19 protein-coding genes are annotated in these 18374 nt (G+C 68.5%); 12 read left to right on the forward strand and 7 right to left on the reverse strand.

The window, feature by feature from the left end; all coding sequences use genetic code 11:
- Nucleotides 1-3 precede the first annotated feature (3 nt).
- From BM417_RS01705 to BM417_RS01735, 7 genes are all read left to right on the forward strand, one after another.
- On the forward strand, nt 4-1989 hold the full coding sequence (locus tag BM417_RS01705) for a TIR domain-containing protein (RefSeq protein WP_143138462.1): 1986 nt from the start codon (nt 4-6) through the stop codon (nt 1987-1989).
- 115 nt (nt 1990-2104) lie between these two features.
- Nucleotides 2105-2575, forward strand: a complete 471-nt coding sequence (locus tag BM417_RS01710; protein WP_093587939.1) for a nucleoside/nucleotide kinase family protein — start codon at nt 2105-2107, stop codon at nt 2573-2575.
- An 11-nt stretch (nt 2576-2586) separates the two neighbouring features.
- On the forward strand, nt 2587-3087 hold the full coding sequence (locus tag BM417_RS01715; RefSeq protein ID WP_093587940.1) for a dCTP deaminase: 501 nt from the start codon (nt 2587-2589) through the stop codon (nt 3085-3087).
- A gap of 25 nt (nt 3088-3112) precedes the next feature.
- Nucleotides 3113-3640, forward strand: a complete 528-nt coding sequence (dcd, locus tag BM417_RS01720; protein ID WP_093587941.1) for a dCTP deaminase — start codon at nt 3113-3115, stop codon at nt 3638-3640.
- 48 nt (nt 3641-3688) lie between these two features.
- A complete protein-coding gene (locus BM417_RS01725) occupies nt 3689-4444 on the forward strand; it encodes an IclR family transcriptional regulator (RefSeq protein WP_093587942.1) in 756 nt (251 codons plus the stop codon).
- A gap of 52 nt (nt 4445-4496) precedes the next feature.
- Nucleotides 4497-5981, forward strand: coding sequence for a glycerol kinase GlpK (gene glpK / locus BM417_RS01730; RefSeq protein WP_245821616.1), 1485 nt, complete (start codon nt 4497-4499; stop codon nt 5979-5981).
- Complete coding sequence (locus tag BM417_RS01735; protein ID WP_093587944.1) at nt 5974-7494, forward strand: glycerol-3-phosphate dehydrogenase/oxidase; 1521 nt, start codon at nt 5974-5976, stop codon at nt 7492-7494. The genes glpK and BM417_RS01735 overlap by 8 nt, the downstream gene beginning before the upstream one ends.
- Here the strand turns inward: BM417_RS01735 and BM417_RS01740 are convergent.
- Together BM417_RS01740 and BM417_RS01745 are read right to left on the reverse strand one after the other, a co-directional pair.
- On the reverse strand, nt 7491-8318 hold the full coding sequence (locus tag BM417_RS01740; RefSeq protein WP_093587945.1) for a hypothetical protein: 828 nt from the start codon (nt 8316-8318) through the stop codon (nt 7491-7493). The genes BM417_RS01735 and BM417_RS01740 overlap by 4 nt on opposite strands.
- 5 nt (nt 8319-8323) lie before the next feature.
- Nucleotides 8324-8743, reverse strand: a complete 420-nt coding sequence (locus tag BM417_RS01745) for a MarR family winged helix-turn-helix transcriptional regulator (protein ID WP_093587946.1) — start codon at nt 8741-8743, stop codon at nt 8324-8326.
- A gap of 78 nt (nt 8744-8821) precedes the next feature.
- Here BM417_RS01745 and BM417_RS01750 point away from each other — a divergent pair, with 78 nt between their 5' ends.
- Nucleotides 8822-9430 (forward strand): maleylpyruvate isomerase family mycothiol-dependent enzyme, encoded by a 609-nt coding sequence (locus tag BM417_RS01750; RefSeq protein ID WP_093587947.1) that lies wholly within the window; start codon nt 8822-8824, stop codon nt 9428-9430.
- Here the strand turns inward: BM417_RS01750 and BM417_RS01755 are convergent.
- Entirely contained in the window at nt 9420-9998 is a 579-nt protein-coding gene (locus BM417_RS01755) for a GNAT family N-acetyltransferase (RefSeq protein ID WP_218164295.1), read from the reverse strand. The genes BM417_RS01750 and BM417_RS01755 overlap by 11 nt on opposite strands.
- Nucleotides 9999-10159: 161 nt before the next feature.
- On the opposite strand from BM417_RS01755, the gene BM417_RS01760 reads away from it, so the two are divergent.
- Genes BM417_RS01760 through BM417_RS01775 form a run of 4 tightly spaced genes read left to right on the forward strand, consistent with a single transcriptional unit; the run spans nt 10160 to nt 14750 of the window.
- A complete protein-coding gene (locus BM417_RS01760) occupies nt 10160-10705 on the forward strand; it encodes a PadR family transcriptional regulator (protein ID WP_093587949.1) in 546 nt (181 codons plus the stop codon).
- On the forward strand, nt 10702-11406 hold the full coding sequence (locus tag BM417_RS01765) for an ABC transporter ATP-binding protein (protein WP_093587950.1): 705 nt from the start codon (nt 10702-10704) through the stop codon (nt 11404-11406). The genes BM417_RS01760 and BM417_RS01765 overlap by 4 nt, the downstream gene beginning before the upstream one ends.
- Nucleotides 11403-14039, forward strand: a complete 2637-nt coding sequence (locus BM417_RS01770) for an FtsX-like permease family protein (protein WP_093587951.1) — start codon at nt 11403-11405, stop codon at nt 14037-14039. The genes BM417_RS01765 and BM417_RS01770 overlap by 4 nt, the downstream gene beginning before the upstream one ends.
- Before the next feature lie 9 nt (nt 14040-14048).
- Nucleotides 14049-14750 carry an alpha/beta fold hydrolase gene (locus tag BM417_RS01775; RefSeq protein ID WP_093587952.1) on the forward strand — a complete coding sequence of 234 codons (702 nt, stop codon included), beginning with the start codon at nt 14049-14051 and terminating at the stop codon, nt 14748-14750.
- 109 nt (nt 14751-14859) lie between these two features.
- Here BM417_RS01775 and prcA read toward each other — a convergent pair whose 3' ends face one another.
- From prcA to dop, 4 genes are all read right to left on the reverse strand, one after another.
- Nucleotides 14860-15624 carry a proteasome subunit alpha gene (prcA, locus tag BM417_RS01780; protein ID WP_093587953.1) on the reverse strand — a complete coding sequence of 255 codons (765 nt, stop codon included), beginning with the start codon at nt 15622-15624 and terminating at the stop codon, nt 14860-14862.
- A 34-nt stretch (nt 15625-15658) separates the two neighbouring features.
- The gene (prcB, locus tag BM417_RS01785) at nt 15659-16507 is read right to left on the reverse strand and encodes a proteasome subunit beta (RefSeq protein ID WP_093587954.1); all 849 of its coding nucleotides are present in this window, start codon (nt 16505-16507) and stop codon (nt 15659-15661) included.
- A 49-nt stretch (nt 16508-16556) separates the two neighbouring features.
- Nucleotides 16557-16751, reverse strand: a complete 195-nt coding sequence (locus tag BM417_RS01790; RefSeq protein WP_093587955.1) for a ubiquitin-like protein Pup — start codon at nt 16749-16751, stop codon at nt 16557-16559.
- A gap of 79 nt (nt 16752-16830) precedes the next feature.
- Nucleotides 16831-18324 carry a depupylase/deamidase Dop gene (gene dop, locus BM417_RS01795; RefSeq protein ID WP_093587956.1) on the reverse strand — a complete coding sequence of 498 codons (1494 nt, stop codon included), beginning with the start codon at nt 18322-18324 and terminating at the stop codon, nt 16831-16833.
- Nucleotides 18325-18374 lie beyond the last annotated feature (50 nt).

Consider the following 18374-nt stretch of genomic DNA (forward strand, 5'->3'; position numbering starts at 1 on the left):
TAGTTGGACGAACTCCAAGCGGCGGGGGACCAGATGAGCCATGCACCGAATCGAGGCACCGGACAACCCGAGTCCTCGATACGTGACGCGGTGCATGGCCTCGTCGACATCTCCGACCTGTACGCCCCAGGTCCGCCGATCATCGCCCAGCTGATCCAGTCACGGGCCATCCAGCGGCTGCGCCGGATCAAGCAACTCGGTTTCGCCTCGCAAAGCTATGTCGCGGCGGACCACAGCAGGTACGCGCACGCCCTCGGCACGATGCACGTAATGCGAAACCTTTTGAAACAGGTCGGTGGCGCTCGTTCGAGCTTCAGGACGACCCTGCTGCAACAGTACGAAGAGGCGTACGAACCCCCAGAACCGATCACCGCCGACTTCCTTTACCAGCACGTACTGGTGGCCGCTCTACTACAGGACATCGGCGAGTTGCCGTACCAGAACGCGACCACCGAGCACTTCGTGCCCGACGAAGATCTCCGGGACTGGGTCGGAGGCAAGATCGACCAGGACGTCTCGCTCTGGCCATCTAAAGCGGTATTCAACCTGGGCTGTCTCCTCAACGCCGATCTCCAAGCGATTCTCGAGCCGCTCAACCTCCACTTCATCGCGTTCCTTATGTCGGCCGAGAGCTGGTCAGACAGCGCGTGGCAACAGAGGTTCATGCCGCTTCGTCACATGCTCGACGGCGAGATCGATGCCGACAGGATCGATTATGTACACCGGGACGCCCACCACACGGTCGGCGGCCTCAGCACCTCACACGATGTCGTCTCAGCCATTCTCTCCTATGATGACAGCGGCCCGATCTGCTCTGATCCGGCCCCACTGGGAAACTTTCTTGCCACACGCGCCCATCTGTACTCTATCGTCTATTTCGCTCCACAGAACAGATTTCGGGTAATGCTTCTTAGCAGCATAATCGACGGCATCCGAAAGCTACCTGACGCATTCCACACCTCTTCCCTAATCGCAACAAGGGAGGTAGGTATCGAATCCTTTCTCGAACTCGACGACGTACGACTGGAAGCCGAGATCAACAACGTCAAATCCAGCCAGTCCAGGAGACGCCTGGACAAGAAGACATCCATCGCCCTAAGCGAGTTCACCACTGCTTCCAGCGCATATGCGCACTTCTGGCTGAGGGAGAGCAACCAGTCGAGCTCGGTCAACGGCGCCACGGTACCCATACCGAACGAGATCTTCTTCGAAACGTTCGAGGCGAGCACACCGAAACCCAGCGGTATCCGATTCGAGACGACTGCCCCGACAGGTGAAACGGAGCTTGCCGCGATCAACGACATGAATGGCCCCTACTTCGAGGTGGTCCGCAGTCCACGTGTGACCATGCCCATCCTGGGCGATGTGCTGATGTTCTACCCTCAGCACGACCGGGGCCGAGATTTCGCGGCCCTCAAGAAGTCCTACCGCATGGGAACTCTGAGGTCGTCGCTTCTCGCGAAGAAGCGAAGCGAATGGGGAGGAATACCGGCGGATACGCGCCGATCGCACGGTTACACCGGACTATCGGTCTTCATCTCGTACTGCGTGGACGACACCGTCCACGTCCAGCGAATCGTTAGAGAACTACACAATTCGCGCCGCCGCTACTACGTCATACTCGAGCCGAATCAGGGCATCGGCGGAACCACGGCCCAGAACAGCATCGACGGCGTGATGCAGACAGATTGCTGCATCATCGTCGCTTCTCGCGCCTATCAAGGACGCTGTTCCAAACAGCTCAACGGAAACATCATGCACGAGATACGAACTATGCACGATAGGCGAATCCCGAACCCAGATTCATACCCGGTCGTACCGGTATCGATCCACCGTCACGAGGAGGTCGCCAACATCCCCTGGTCACTCCTTGGGATGAGTTCTCCACCTTTCACCGGAACAGTCCTCGAGCATGCCACGGAAAGCGAGCTTCGCACAACCGTGGCGGCAGCGATCGCCGCATTGGACAGTCGCATGGCAGAGAAGTAGAAGGATCCGAATACCGATGATCAGAATCGCCCTGGCAGGTCTACCAGGAGCCGGCAAAAACACGTTCACCCAGTCAGCTCGACACTGGGCCACCCACCGCGGGCACGAGATCGAAATGATCACGCTAGCCACCCCGCTCTACCAGGCGCAGGCTGCTGTCTACCAGATCGCCGGGAAGCCGCTCGACGACGAGAGCGTCCAGGACGGCGAACTGCTGAACTTCCTCGGTTCGCACCTACGGAAGATCAACCCGTCGGTGCTGGAGGAGCAATTTCTGCTGGAGTTGAAGAGGATCAGCTCGCGTGGACTGCACACAGGAAGAACTCTGGTCGTGTGCACGGACGCCCGGCCTGCCGACTTCGCCTACCTGAGGCAGGAGTTGTTCCGGCTGGTCATGATCGACGTTGATCCGGAGACGTCGAGGAAGCGGAGGGTCCTCCGAGGTGACCTGAGCCTGGGCGCGACCGATCACGTCACGGAGACAGGACTGCAGCCCGCCGACGCGGACCTGATCATCGACAACAACGGCTCCCTGGAGAACTTCGACTCGGCGGTCTGGAACCTTCTGGACGGCCTACCAACGTGATACTCACCGGGATGGCGATAGCCAAGGCGGTCGAGGCAGGCGAGATCACGATCAGTCCGTTCGACACGGAACGCCTGAATCCGAACAGCTACAACTACTCCCTCGGCGAGGAGATCCGCTTCACCCCGCAGAAGACGCTCGACGCGAGGGCGAACGCGCCCTGGCTGGAAGCCAGGATCCCGGAAGAGGGCTACCAGCTACGTCCTGGACGGCTCTACCTCTCCACCACCGCCGAGGTGATCGGCAGCACCACCTTCGTCACCAGTTTGATCGGCCGGTCGTCGATCGGCAGGCTCGGACTCTTCGTCCAGGTCACAGCCGATCTAGGGCACCAGGGAGCCGTCCACCGGTGGACACTCGAGCTCACAGTGGTCCAGCCGCTGCTCGTCTACGCCGGAATGCGGCTGGGCCAGGTCAGTTTCTGGCGAAGCCGAGGAACCGCGACTGCGTACGGTGGCGCGTACGGCGACGCCATGGCGCCGATGCCCGCTCTCCCCACGAGCTTGATCTGAACACCCATCGGCTCGCGAGGTCACAGTGATACTTACAGGCAGCGAGATCGCTCGTCAGGTGGGCCTGGGCAGGATCGAGATCGACCCGTTCCGCGAGAACCAGATCAACCCGAACAGCTACGACTTCCGCCTGGGACCCGAGCTTCTCGTCTACCAGGACCTTGAACTCGACGCCCGGCTGCCCAACAAGGTCGACACGGTCGCCATCGGCGAGTCGGGCTTCACGCTGACACCGGATCGCGTGTACCTCGGATCCACTGCGGAGAGGATGGGCAGCGACCAGTACGTGCCGATCATCCGGGGGAAGTCCTCACTCGGCCGGCTCGGGCTGTTCGTCAACATGACCGCCGATCTGATCGACATCGGGTCACACAACAATTGGACGTTGCAGTTCCACGCCGTGCAGCCCTTGGTGGTGTACCCCGGCATGCGGATCGGCCAGGTCACCTTCTGGGTACCAGAGGGTGAGATCGAGCTGTACGACGGCAAGTACCAGGGTGCGACCGGCCCGCGCAGCTCCGAGTCGTTCCGGGACTTCGACGCACAGACGTGAACGACATGTGTTCGACATTGTCGAACGAGCGCAGCTAGAGTGGGGTGCGTGCCCGGCCCCATTCAGTCCATTCAACGCGCGGCAGAGGTCCTGAAGCTGCTCGCGCACGGCGGCGCGCACCAGCTGAGCGTCGGCGAGATCGCGCGCGCCCTGGACCTCGCGAAACCGACGGTGCACGGCATCCTGCGCACGTTGCACGAGGTCGGGTTCGTCGAGCAGGAGGTCGAGGGCGGCAAGTACCGCCTGGGCGCCGCGCTGTTCCAGATCGGCACGTCCTATCTCGATGGCAACGAGCTGCGCGCCAAGGCGTTGAACTGGTCGGACACGTTGGCGATGCGTGCGCGCGAGGCCGTGCGCATCGGCGTGATGCACGGCAAGCACGTGCTCGTCGTGCATCACGTGTTCCGGCCGGACAACAGCCGGCAGACGCTCGACACCGGCGCGTTGCTGCCGTGGAACGCGACGGCCCTGGGCAAGGCGCTGGTCGCGTTCGGCGAGTGGCCGGACGGCGACCTGCAACGGTTCACGCGGCACACCCTCAACCCCGAGCAGCTCGCCGACTCGATGAACGAGGTCCGCGACCGCGACTGGGCCTACGACCTGCACGAACTCGTCGAAGGTGAAGCGTCCGTGGCGGCGCCGATCCGGGACAGGCGGGGCGTGGTCGTGGGCGCGGTCGGCATCTCCGGGCCGGTCGAGCGGCTGTGCGACTCCCCTGATCAGCCGCCGCGCCTCGAACTCGTGTCCTACGTACGTGAGGCAGCTCGCAGCGTTTCGAGGGAGCTGGGCGGACTCTCCTGGTAGTACTGTGGAATCGTTCGACATTGTCGAATGGTTCGCACAAGGGAGTGTGCACGTGGCTTACATCGCGGCGATAGACCAGGGCACGACGTCGTCCCGGTGCATCGTGTTCGACCAGTCCGGCGGAATCGTGTCGGTCGCTCAGCGCGAGCACCGGCAGATCTTCCCCAGGCCGGGCTGGGTGGAGCACGACGCGACCGAGATCTGGACGAACGTGCAGGCCGTCGTGCGCGACGCCCTCTCTCACGCGTCTCTCTCGTTCAGCGACATCGCCGCGTTCGGCATCACGAACCAGCGCGAGACCACGGTCGTGTGGGACAAGGCGACCGGCGAGCCCGTGCACAACGCGATCGTCTGGCAGGACACGCGCACGGACGCGTTGATCAAGCAGCTCGGCGACCAGGACAGGTTCCGCGAACGCTCCGGACTCCCCCTGGCGACCTACTTCTCCGGCCCGAAGCTGCGCTGGCTGCTCGACAACGTCGACGGACTGCGCGCACGGGCCGAACGCGGCGAGGTCCTGTTCGGCACCATGGACACCTGGCTGATCTGGAACCTGACCGGCCGCCACGTCACCGACGTCACGAACGCGTCGCGCACCATGCTGATGAACCTGGAGACCCTCGACTGGGACCCGGAACTCGTCGAAGCGATGGACGTGCCGCGCGAGATGCTCCCCGAGATCCGGTCCTCCTCCGAGGTGTACGGCAGCTACGAGGGCGTGCCCGTCGCGTCGGCGCTGGGCGACCAGCAGGCCGCGCTGTTCGGCCAGACCTGCTTCGAGCCCGGCGAGGGCAAGTGCACCTACGGCACCGGCGCGTTCCTGCTGATCAACACCGGTGGCAAGCCGGTGCACTCGCGGAACGGCCTGCTGACCACCGTCGGGTACAAGATCGGCGACGAGCCGGCGGCCTACGCCCTGGAGGGCGCGGTCGCGGTGACGGGCGCGCTGGTGCAGTGGTTCCGCGACAAGATCGGGCTGATCTCGTCGGCGGCGGAGATCGAAACGCTCGCACGGACCGTGGACGACAACGGCGGTGCGTACTTCGTGCCCGCGTTCTCCGGACTCTTCGCACCGCACTGGCGCAGCGACGCGCGTGGCGTGATCGCCGGCCTGACGGGCTACATCTCGCGCGGGCACCTCGCACGGGCCGTGCTGGAGGCATCGGCGTGGCAGACGCGCGAGGTCGTGGACGCGATGAACGCCGACGCTGTGAATGCCCACTCGGCAGCGGACCTCACGACGTTGCGCGTCGACGGCGGCATGACGGCGAACAACCTGCTCATGCAGTTCCTGTCGGACGTGCTGGACGTGCCGGTGGTGCGCCCGATCGTGGCCGAGACGACGTGCCTGGGCGCGGCGTACGCGGCGGGTCTCGCGGTGGGCTACTGGAGCACCACCGACGAGCTGAAAGCCAACTGGCACAAGGCGGCCGAGTGGGAGCCGTCGATGGAACCGGCGGCGCGATCTCGCGGCTACCGGAAGTGGAAGAAGGCGGTCGAGCGGACCGTCGGGTGGATGGACGAGGACGATGACTGACTCAACTCAGCGGACAAGGGCTCGCGAAGAGCTTCAGCACGGCACGTTCGACGTCGTCGTGATCGGCGGCGGCATCCTGGGCATCGCGACCACGTGGGCCGCGGCCCGCTCCGGCCTCCGGGTCGCGCTGGTGGAGAGCGGCGACTTCGCGGGCGCCACGTCGTCCGCGTCGTCGAAGCTCGTGCACGGCGGCCTGCGCTACCTCGCGATGGGACCGTCGGCCGTGCCGATGGTGCACGAGAACCACAAGGAGCGCCGCGCGCTGGGCGACCACCTGGCCCCGCACCTGGTGCGCCCGCTGCCGTTCCTCGTCCCCGTCTACAAGGGCGGCCCGCACAGCCGGTTCGTGCTGGGCGCGGGCGTCACGTTGTACTCCGCGCTGTCGGGCTTCGGCGACGGCATGGGGAAGGTGCTGTCGGCGCGCAGGGCTGTGGAGTGGGTGCCTGACCTGCGCGCCGACGGTCTGCGCGGTGCCGCGATGTACTACGACCACCAGATGAACGACAGCCGCGTGGCGATCACCGCCGCCCGCGCCGCCGCCGAGGCCGGTGCCGTGCTGCTCAACCACATCTCGGTCGTGGGCCTGCGCAAGACCGGTGCGAAGGTCACGGGCGTGGACCTGAAGGACTCGCTGGGCGAGTTCGGCGTGGACGCGAAGGTCGTCGTGAACGCGACCGGCCCGTGGCTGGACGTGCTGCGGCGCATGGAGGATCCCGCCGCCGACCCGTCGATCCGCCTGTCGAAGGGCTCGCACCTCGTGTTGCGCACCCAGTCGGAGTGGAAGGCCGCGCTGACGATCCCGGTCGACGACGTGCGCGTGTCGTTCGCGATCCCGTGGGAGGGCCACCTCCTGCTCGGCACCACCGACGAGGCCTACGAGGGCGACCCGGCCGCGGTCGCGTGCACCGACGCCGACATCGACCAGATCCTGGACGAGGCGGGCGTCGCGGTGTCCGGTTTGGACCGTTCGCGGATCGCGTACACGTTCGCGGGCCTGAGGGTGCTGCCCGGCGGCCCCGGCGACACCTCGCACGCCAAGCGCGAAACCGTGATCACCGCGGGGTCCGGCGGCATGATCAGTGTGGCCGGCGGCAAGTGGACGACGTTCCGCAAGATCGGCGCCACCGTCCTGGCCCGGGTGAACTCCGAGCTCGGCCGCACCTTCGACGGCCCGCTGGACGGCGTGGCGCTGCCCGGTTCCGCGTCGCCCGACACCGTGGGTTCCGTGCTGGGCCACGCGTTCGACGCGCTGCCCGACGACGTGGTCCGCCACCTCGCCACGCACTACGGCACGACGTCGCACGAGGTCGTCGCGCTAGGCCTGGAGAACCCGGCGCTGCTGGAGCGCGTCCACCCGGACGGCCCGGACATCTGGGCGCAGGTCGAGCACGCCCGCCGCACCGAGTGGGCGTCCGAAGTGGACGACGTGCTTCGCCGCCGCACCACCGTGATGGTCCGCGGGCTCGACTCGCCCGAGGTCCGCTCGCGGGTGTCGGAGCTGCTCGCTTCCTAAAGTGCCATGGCGCGTTCCACGAGGTACTCGGCCAGTTCGGGTTCCGAGTGGAACGCGCTGCGCACCGCCAGCGTCCCGTCGCAGCCCAGCACGACCTGTTCCCGTGACACGTCACGATGTTCGAGGCGCAGGCCTTCCAGATAGGCGTCGATGATCGCCTCCCGCACCGGTGGCAGGTCCGTGACCGCCATCGGCCCGGCCTGGGCGAGCCCCACGAGCAGCTGACCGAGGTCCGCGCCGACCGGGTTCGGGCACTGCCAGGTCACGTCGATCACCACGAACGACTCCGGGTCGTCCAGCGGGACCAGCAGGTTCTGCGGGCACGCGTCGTTGTGCCCGTTCGCCTGGGGCAACGCCTCGAGCCGCGCCAGGAGTCCCGGCATCCGTTCCGCGAGAGCCGAGCAGTGCGGCCGCAGGAACGCGTCCCGCACGAGCATTCCCTCGTACAGCACCCGCAACGCCCTGCCCGGCCCGCCACCGTAGCGGCGACCTGCCCAGCGCCCGAGTGCGAGCGCGGCCCGCCGGAAGCGGGGCAGGTCCCACTCCACGTCCGCGCAGCGCACGTCCTCCAGCCACAACGCGATCCGGTCGCCGAAGTCGTCCACCCGCAGCACGCGCGGCCGGCGCATCCCCGGTGGCAGCACGAAGTCCGACAGCAGGAACTCCACCTCGTCGCGCCACGGGAAATCGCCCACCACGTCCTTGAACTCGTCCGGGACGTGCGGCCGCCGCAGGACCTTCACGAACGCCGGCTCCCCCGCCGACACCACCCGGTAGACCGCCGCCGTCGTCGGTGCGACCGGGTCGAACGGCACCGTGACCACGCGGGTCAGCGGTACGGATCGGTGATCTCGCCGAGCATCTCGAGCGCCTCGCGCAACTGGGCCATGCGGCGCCTGCCGATGTGCTGTTCCCATTCCGCCTCGATCCTGGCCATCTCCGCGTTCGCGACGGGGACGGCCTCCTTCGCCTTGCCGGTCACGCGCACCAGCCGCGCCCGGCCGTCCGTGGGATCGGGCACGCGTTCGACGTAGCCGACCTTCTCCATCTGGTCCACCAGGAACCCGGCGGTCTGCTTGGTCACCTGGGCGGCCTCGGCGAGCTCGGTCAGCCGCGTCCCGTCCGGGCCGACGCGCATCAGCACCCGCGCCTGCGCCTGCGTGATCTCGAACCCCGCCGCGACGACCGCGGCCAGGATCCGGTTCTCCACCTCGCGGCTCGGGATGAAGAGCAGCAGACCGATGTTCACCCGTTGGCTCCCCTTGTTCTAGTCAGATTCTCTGATTAAAGTAGTCAGCCTCTCGAACTAAATCAAGAGGAGAGGGTCATGGACGAGGCGAAGATCTGGCAGACGATCGACTCCGAGCGCGCGGCGACCGCGGACCTGCTCGCAGGACTGACGGACGTCGAGTGGACCTACCCCTCGCTGTGCGAGGGCTGGACGGTGCGCGAGGTCGCGGGCCACCTGTCGCTCGCCAACCGCATCGGCGTGGGCGGGGCGTTCAAGGCCTTCGTCCGCGCCCGCGGCAGCTTCAACCGCATGGTCGACCAGACCGCGCGCGCCGAGGCACGCAGACCGACGGCCGAGATCGTCGCGAACGTGCGCGGCGCGGTCGGCCACCACAAGCTCGCACCGGGTCAGTCGCTGAAGAACGCCCTGATGGACTCCATGGTCCACGCGCAGGACATCGCGATCCCGCTCGGGATCGAACGCCACATGCCCCTCGACGCCGCCGTGGTCGCGGCCGACGACCTGTGGCGGATCGGGTTCCCGTTCCACGCGCGCCGCAGGCTGGCCGGGCACCGGCTGGTCGCCACCGACGCCGACTGGTCCGCGGGCGAGGGCGCCGAGATCACCGGGCCGATCGAGGCACTGGTCATGCTGCTCGCCGGACGCACCGCGACGATCCCGCGCCTGAGCGGCATCACGGCCTGAGTTCGCGCACCATCCTGCGGCACACGTGCACGCGCTCGAACCGTTGCCGCAGCTCGGTCTCCCGCTCGATCCTGGCGTGCAGGAACGCCCCGACCGGCTCCAGCCCGTACCTCACGCTCAGCACGGTGCCCACCTCGGCGGGCGACGCGTACACCTGCAGGTACCGGCGGTCCTCCACGAACCCGTTGCGCGCGAACCATCCCAGCGCCGGCGCGTCCTCGCGGGTCCACGCCTGGACCTCGCGCACACCGCACCGCTCCAGCCGTCGCACCGCCTCCGCGAGCAACGCCGTCGCGATCCCCCGTCCCTGGTGGTCCGGGTGCACGACGACGGTCTCGATCGTCGCCTCCGCCCCCGGCACCGACACGTCCAGCACACCGGTCACGCCGCCGTCGACCGCGACGAGTTCCAGGTCGGCGCGGCGCTTGGCCGGCCACACGTCGTCGTAGCAGGTCGTCGCCAGCAGCCCGAGAACCCGGCAGCGCAGCCACGCCGTCTCGTCCGCCGGTTCGTAGTCCCGCACGTCCGGCAGCCCAGAGCAACGGCGCATCTCGGTCCCGCCTGACACCCCCAGCAAGCTCGGTCTTCCCGTTCTGTCCCGCGCGGCGCCGACCACGCTCCCACCCCGCTTCATCCACCCATCAGGGTTCCTGATGTCAGCACCGTTCGCACGCGTGTTTGCCCTTCACCGTTTGCCAGGAACATACTCGGTATGCATACTCAGTAGGTATGTCGGTCAAACACGGTCTGCTCGCGTTGCTCCAGCGCGGGCCCATGTACGGCTACCAGCTGCGGGTGGCGTTCGACTCGGCCACCGGCGGCACGTGGCCGTTGAACATCGGGCAGGTCTACACGACGTTGTCGCGCCTGGAGCGCGACGATCTGGTCGCCGCGCTGCCCGAGAACGAGGGCCAACGGCCCTACGAGATCACCACGCAGGGCCGTGACGAGCTGAAGAAGTGGTTCGCCACGCCCGTCCAGCGCGGTGACCGGCCGCGTGACGAGGTGGCGATCAAGCTCGCCCTCGCCATCACCACGCCCGGTGTCGACGTCGCCAAGGTCGTGATGACCCAGCGCACGGCCACGATGCGCACGTTGCAGGAGTACACGAGGCTCAAGACCCAGCCGGGCGACCTGCCGTGGCTGCTCGTGCTCGACGCGATGATCTTCCAGGCCGAGGCGGAACTGCGCTGGCTCGACCACTGCGAGACGAGTCTTGTGCGCTACGAACCGAAGGCCGTCCCCGCGACGACCGACGTCGAGGTGCCGAGATGACCGTCCTCGAACTGCGCGACGTGCATCGCGTCCACGGCACCGGCGAGACGGCGGTCAACGCCCTCGACGGCATCTCCCTCACCGTCGAACCGGGTGAGCTCGTCGCCGTGATGGGCCCGTCCGGCTCCGGCAAGTCGACGTTGCTGAACCTCTGCGGCGGCCTCGACAGCCCGACCAGCGGCCTGGTGCTGGTCGACGGCACGAGCCTGCGGTCGTTGTCCCGCAAGCAGCTCGCCGCCTGGCGCCGCAAGCGGATCGGCTACGTCTTCCAGGACCTCAACCTCATCGCGAGCCTCACCGCCGCCGAGAACGTCGCGCTCCCGCTCGACCTCGACGGCGTCCGCAGGTCCCGGCAGCAGGCCGAGAAGGCACTGTCCGAAGTGGACCTCGACGGGTACGCCGACCGGTTCCCCGACGAGATGTCCGGCGGCCAGCAGCAACGCGTCGCCATCGCCCGCGCCCTGATCGGCGAACGCCGTCTCGTGCTCGCCGACGAACCCACCGGCGCCCTGGACTCCCGCACCGGCGAGACCGTGCTCCGGCTGCTGCGCTCCAAAGTGGACGCCGGAGCCGCCGCCGTTCTCGTCACGCACGACGCCCGCCACGCCGCCTGGGCCGACCGCGTCGTCTTCCTGCGCGACGGCGTCGTGGTCGACGTCTCGTCCCGCGACCAGCCAGAAGAACTGCTGAGCACGCCGTGAACGGGTGGCGCGCGGCACTGCGCATCGCCTGGCGGGAAGCGCGGAAGTCCGCCGGCCGCTCGGCCCTCGTCATCGCCCTGATCGCGGTCCCGGTCGCCGCGCTGTCGTTCACCGCGATCGTGCACGACTCGACCAGCCCGACCCCGGACGAGGACGCCGCCCGCCGCATGGGCGCCGCACAGGCCCTGGTCAGCTGGCCCTACCGCGGTCCCGTCATCCAGGAACCCACCAGGGACTTCGCGATCCCGACCACCAACGCCGAGGGCCAGGAGCCGTCCGAGGACCGCCTCAGAGCCCTGCTCCCCGGCACCGAACTCGTCCCCGTCGACCGCGGCGGGGCCAACATCCGCACGGCGGCGGGCGTCGGCCGCGCGGGCGTCCGCATGCTCGACCTGACCAACCCGCTCACCCACGGCATGATCACCGTGCTGGAGGGCAGGGCGGCCGCGAACGCCACCGAGATCACGTTGTCCCGCAAGGCGATGGACCGCACCGGCGCCGCGCTCGGCGGCACCCTCACGACCGAGGACGGCCGCACGTTCACCGTCGTGGGCGTCATCGAGGAACCGGACCGGCTCGACAACACGACCCTGGTGGCGTTGCCCGGCACGTTCGAGCGGACCGACCGCTCCTGGCTGGTGACCACGCCGTTGTCGTGGTCGAAGGTCAAGGAGCTCAACAAGGTCGGCATCGCGGCGCTGTCCCGCGCCGTGCTGAACGACCTGCCGCCCGCCTCCGAGCGCTACCCGGAGTTCCCCGGTTCGAACGAGCTCACCGCCGACGTCCTCGTCCTGGTGGCGGGCCTGGCCGTGCTGGAGATGTCGTTGTTGTCGGGCTCGGCCCTGGCCGTCGGTGCCCGCCGCCGCAAACGCGACCTCGCGCTGGTGGCCGCGGTCGGCGGCTCCCCCGCGCACGTCCGCCGCATCGTCCTGGCGGACGGCGTCGTCATGGGCACGCTGGCCGCGCTGGGCGGCGTGGTCCTGGGCGTTCTGGCCGCGGTGGCCGGCCGTCCGCTGATCGAGTGGCTGCTGGCCGAACGGTTCGCAGCCCAGCGCTTCTTCCCGTCCGCCCTGGCCGCGCTGGCCCTGCTCGCGATCGTCACCGGTGTCCTCGCGGCTCTCGTTCCCGCGTGGATCTCGTCCCGGCAGGACGTGGTGACGGCCCTGGCGGGCAGGCGGGGCATCACCCGCTCGCGCCGCCGCTGGCTGGTGCTGGGCCTGGCCCTCGTGGCCGCGGGAGTCGCGGTGGGCGTCTTCAGCGCGATCCAGATGCGGTTCACCGGAATCCTGGCCGCTCTGGTCCTCACCGAGGTGGGCCTGGTCCTCTGCACCCCGTCACTGCTGGGCCTGCTGGCGCGCGCCGGCCGTTGGCTGCCGGTGGCCCTGCGCATCGCTCTGCGCGACGCCTCCCGCAACCGCACCGCCGCGGCTCCCGCCATCTCGGCCGTGATGGCGGCGGTGATCGGCGCGGTGGCGGTGAGCGTCATGCTCACCTCGCAGTCCCAGCAGGAGGCCGGCCAGGTGGCGGGCAGCATGGGGGACGTCACCGTCTACCGCCTGGACGACCTCACGAAGTCCAGCACCGCCCCCATCCCGCCCTCGGTGGCCACCGCGATCCGCAACGCCATGCCGGTGGCGGAAACCCACGAGATCAAACTCCTCTCGTGCGACGGCGGCCCCTGCTTCGCCCACGTCCGCCCGCCGGCGGACCGCGAATGCCCGTACACCCTGGACGTCCTGCACCGAGATCCCACCGAGGCGGAACAACAGTCCGCGCTGGCCGACGACCGCTGCGCCGGCGTGGGCCGCACCCACCGCTACTTCGGCACCTACACCACCGCGAACGGCTTCCTGGCGGTGGCGACGCCGGAGGCCGTCCAGTCCTTGCTGCACCTGGACTCCGGCGACGCGGCAGCGGCGCAGGCGGCCCTGCGCGAAGGCAGGATCGTCGTCAACGACCCCGATCTCGTCTCCGGCGACCAGGTCCTCCTGGCCACCGGCACCCAGGCCACCACCACCCCGGCCCCGGGATTCGCCGCACCACAACGCCACCCTGCGCCCCTGGCCGTGATGACCGAGGAGACCGCCCGATCACTGGGCTACGACGTCACGACGTTCACGATGTACGCCACCACGACCCGCATGCCCACCGAAGCGGAACAGGAAGCCCTGACCGCGGCACTGGGCGGCGAGTACGAGGTGAACGTCGACAGGCCGACGGAGTCCGACGTGCAACAGGCCCTGACCGTGCTCGGCCTGGTGGCGGGCATCATCACCCTCGCGGCCGCCGCCCTCGCCACCGGTCTGGCGGCAGCGGACGGCCGCCGCGACCTCACCACGCTGGCCGCGGTGGGCGCGACACCGACGTTGCGCAAACTCCTGTCCCTGAGCCAGGCGGGCGTGATCGCCGGAATCGGCGGCTTCCTGGGCACAGCGGCGGGTGCGGGCTCGGCGCTGGCCCTGCTGGCTGCTCTCAACGTCGGCTACGCCGGTCTCTGGCCGCAACCGGAACCGAACCCGCTCACCGTCCCCTGGCCCACCATCGCGATCTCCCTGCTCGTGGTGCCCGCCGCGGCCATGCTGGGCGCGGCCCTCTTCACCCGTTCCCGCCTGCCGATCGAGCGTCGCGAATAGGCTGCGGCCATGACGACCTTCGCGATAGCGCACGGAGGGGGCGACGTCGGCTGGTCGTGGCACCTGGTCGCACAAGCCTTGCAGGCCAAGGGTCACACCGTCGTCGCCCCGGACCTCCCCATCGAGGACGAGTCGAAGGACCTCACGGACTGGGCGTCGACCATCGTCGACGCCCTCCCGTCCACTTCGGACGCGGTGGCGGTGGGCCACTCGTTCGGCGGCTTCGTCGCTCCCCTGGTCGCCTCCCGCGTCAACGCCAGGGCGCTGGTCCTGGTGACGGCGATGGTGCCCAGCCCCGGCGAGACTCCTGGTGACTGGTGGGCCAGCACCGGCTACACCGATTCGGGCCTGGAAGACCAGTTCTTCCACGACGTCCCCGCCGACCTGGCCGCGGAGGCCCAGAAGCGGGAACGCGGCATGTCCGAGAACTCGATGACGAAACCGTGGCCGTTGGACGCGATGCCGGACGTGCCCACGCACTTCGTCCTGTGCACGGAGGACCGTTTCTTCACCCCGGACTTCATGCGCAAGGTGGTGGCGGACCGGCTGGGCGTCGAGCCGGTGGAACTGGCGGCGGGCCACTGCGCGTCGCTGAGCAAGCCGAATGAGCTGGCAGACCTGCTGCTCGGCCTGACCGCAGGACAAGCCGCCGACCCAGCGGGCTCGGACGTGCACACCGGCATCCTCGGTCTGGGCAACGACGGCAACTGAGCCCGACGCCACCGAGAAGCGCGAAGCCCAGGCGAACCGGAGGCCTTCGCGGACTGACGTGAAAGGCCCCCAGGCACCAGCCTGGGGGCCTTTCACGAAGCGAACAGACCTACTTGGACTCGTCGTCCGCAGGCAGCTCGACGTCCTCGACGGCCTTGCCGTCCTTGGTGGGCGCGGGCATCAGCCCGTCCAGCGCGGCACCGGCGATCCGCCGGAACGCCCTGCGAGGCCGTGCCCTCTCCAGCACCGCCACCTCCAGCTTCACAGCCGGAAGCAACTCAGCGGACCCGGCCCCAGTGGACGGTGACCCGGCGGACAACGCCTTCACCGCAAGCGGAACGGCCTCGGCCAGCGTGAGACCGTCGGCGAAGGCCTCCTTCAACGCCGTGTTGGCGGCGTCGACGGTGCCGCCCATCACGATGTACTGGGGCTCGTCCACGATGGACCCGTCGTACGTCAAGCGGTAGAGCGTGTCCGACGCGGCCGTGTCACCGACCTCGGCCACCGCGATCTCCACCTCGAACGGCTTGATCTGCTCGGTGAAGTAGGTGCCGAGGGTGGTGGCGTAGACGTTCGCGAGCGACCGGGACGTCACGTCGCGCGGGTCGTTCTGGTACCCGCGCACGTCGGCGAACCGGATGCCGGCCTGGCGGAGGTTCTCGAACTCGCTGTAGCGGCCCACGGCGGCGAAGCCGATGCGGTCGTAGATCTCCGAGACCTTGTGCAGCGTGCTGGAAGGGTTCTCCGCGACGAAGAGAATGCCGTCGGCGTACTTGAGCACGATGACGCTGCGACCCCTGGCGATGCCCTTGCGGGCGTACTCCGAGCGGTCGCGCATCACCTGCTCTGCCGATGCGTACAGCGGCATCGTCATGGGTGGTGCTCCTGACGTCGAACCTGTGGGGGACTCAGCCTGAGGGGCGGGACCGGCGGCCTTCGACGACCGCGTCGGCGATCGTGGCGACCTGGGGTTCCGGTACCTCTACGGCACCGTCGGCGCCGTTGATCGTGACCACGATCGGGTAGAGGCGGCGGACCGGGTCCGGGCCACCTGTCGCCGAGTCGTCGTCCGCCGCGTCGTAGAGAGCTTCGACGACGGAACGGATCGCGGCTTCGACGTCCGCGTCCGGGTCGTAGAGCTTCTTGAGCGCCGACTTCGCGAACAGCGAGCCCGAGCCGACGGCCTGGTAGCCCTGCGACTCCTCGTAACGGCCGCCGGTGACGTCGTAGGACACGATGCGGCCCGCGCGCTCCGAGTCGGTGGCCGAGGTGTCGTACCCGGCGAACAGAGGCACCACGGCAAGACCGGCCATGGCCGCGTCGAGGTTGCCCCTGATCATCGCCGAGAGGCGGTTCGCCTTGCCGTCGAGAGACAGCGGCACGCCCTCGATCTTCTCGTAGTGCCGGAGCTCCACCGTGTACAGGCGCACGATCTCGATGGCGATGCCCGCCGTGCCCGCGATGCCGACGGCCGAGTGGTCGTCGGTGACGAAGACCTTCTTCATGTCGCGCTGGGCGATGACGTTGCCCATCGTCGCGCGCCGGTCGCCGGCGATCACGACACCGCCCTTGTAGGTGGCCGCGACGATCGTCGTCCCGTGCGGGGCCTGGACGGTCCCCTCCGGGAGCTTCCGGGCACTAGGCAGCATGTCGGGTGCCTGGGCCCGCAGGAAGTCCGTGAACGACGACGAGCCCGGCGTGAGGTACGCCGAGGGCAGCGCCGCGGCCGGGTAGCGCCCGGTCGAGCTGTGGTCCATGTGTTGGTTGTTCTCCCGTCCCCGAAGTGGTCAACAGGCCCCCGAAGGCCTACTGACCACCCTTCTGCACGTATGCGCGGACGAAGTCCTCCGCGTTCTCCTCAAGCACGTCGTCGATCTCGTCGAGGATCGCGTCCACGTCCTCGCCGAGCTTCTCGCGGCGTTCCTGACCGACTCCTGCGGCGTCGTCGGCACCGTCGTCGCCGTCGCCACCACCCTGGCGCTGCTTCTGTTCCTGGGACATCTCGGCCTCCCGCTCACTCGCCTGACAAGAACACTACCCAGCGGCACCGACAAAAATCCTGAGCCACTCGGGTAGACGATCACCCGCGAGTCAGCGCGTCCACCAGTTGCTCGGCGGTGTCCGAGGCCTCCAGAAGGGCTCCGACGTGCGCTTTCGTCCCTCGGAGAGGCTCCAGGGTGGGAATTCGCACGAGGGATTCTCGACCGAGATCAAAGATCACCGAGTCCCACGACGCAGCCGCGACCGAGGTCGGGTAGCGCTCCAGGCACCGGCCGCGGAAGTACGCACGCGTGTCCTCGGGCGGCGAGGTGATGGCCGCGCGGACCTCCTCCTCGCTCACCAGCCGCTTCATCGAGCCGCGCGCGACCAGGCGGTTGTAGAGGCCCTTGTCCAGGCGGACGTCGGAGTACTGGAGGTCGACCAGGTTCAGCCGGGCCGCGCCCCACTCCAGACCGTCGCGCTGCCGGTAGCCCTCGAGCAGCCGCAGCTTGGCGACCCAGTCGAGCCGGTCGGCGCACTCGGACGGGTCACGGGCCAGCGCGTCGAGCACCTCGCCCCAGATCCGCAGGACGTCGCGGTCGCCGACGCCCTCCTTCTCGACGAACGCCAGCGCGCGCTCGTGGTAGGCGAACTGCACGTCGAGGCCGGTGAACTTGCGGCCGCCGGTCATCTCGACCTTGAACTTCAGGGTCGGGTCGTGGCTGATCTGGTGCACCGCGCGCACCGGGTCGACCATCCGCAGGTCGTCGAACCGCTGCCCGGCCTCGATCATGTCCAGCACCAGGGACGTGGTGCCGACCTTGAGGAACGTGGAGTACTCGGCCAGGTTCGCGTCGCCGATGATGACGTGCAGGCGGCGGTACTTGTCCGCGTCCGCGTGCGGCTCGTCGCGCGTGTTGATGATGCCGCGCTTGAGCGTCGTCTCGAGGCCGACCTCGACCTCGATGTAGTCGGAGCGCTGCGAGAGCTGGTAGCCGGCCTCCTCGCCGGACTGCCCGATGCCCACGCGGCCGGATCCCGTGATGACCTGGCGCGACGCGAAGAACGGCGTGAGGCCCGCGATCACGGCCGTGAACGGCGTCGAGCGCTGCATCAGGTAGTTCTCGTGCGTGCCGTACGACGCGCCCTTGCCGTCGACGTTGTTCTTGTACAGCTGAAGGCGGGGCTGGCCGGGCACGGAGGCGGCCTTGATCGCGGCCTCCTCCATCACCCTCTCCCCCGCCTTGTCCCAGATCACCGCGTCACGCGCGTTGGTGACCTCGGGAGCCGAGTACTCGGGGTGCGCGTGGTCGACGTAGAGCCGCGCGCCGTTGGTGAGGATGACGTTCGCCGCGCCCAGGTCCTCGACGTCGGAGTCGGCGGGGTGGCCACCGGGGCTGCCCAGGTCGAACCCGCGCGCGTCGCGCAGTGGTGACTCCACCTCGTAGTCCCAGCGCGCCCGCCTGGCGCGCGGTATGTCCGCCGCCGCCGCGTACGCGAGCACCACCTGTGTCGAAGTGAGCACCGGGTTCGCGGTCGCGTCGCCCGGCACCGCGATGCCGTACTCGACCTCGGTTCCCATGATCCGCCGCATAGCTCACACCTTATGACCTCACCCCGACACCAAGCGTGAGGGGAGCTTCG

Source organism: Lentzea waywayandensis (assembly GCF_900115955.1).
GTDB classification, from domain to species: Bacteria; Actinomycetota; Actinomycetes; order Mycobacteriales; family Pseudonocardiaceae; genus Lentzea; species Lentzea waywayandensis.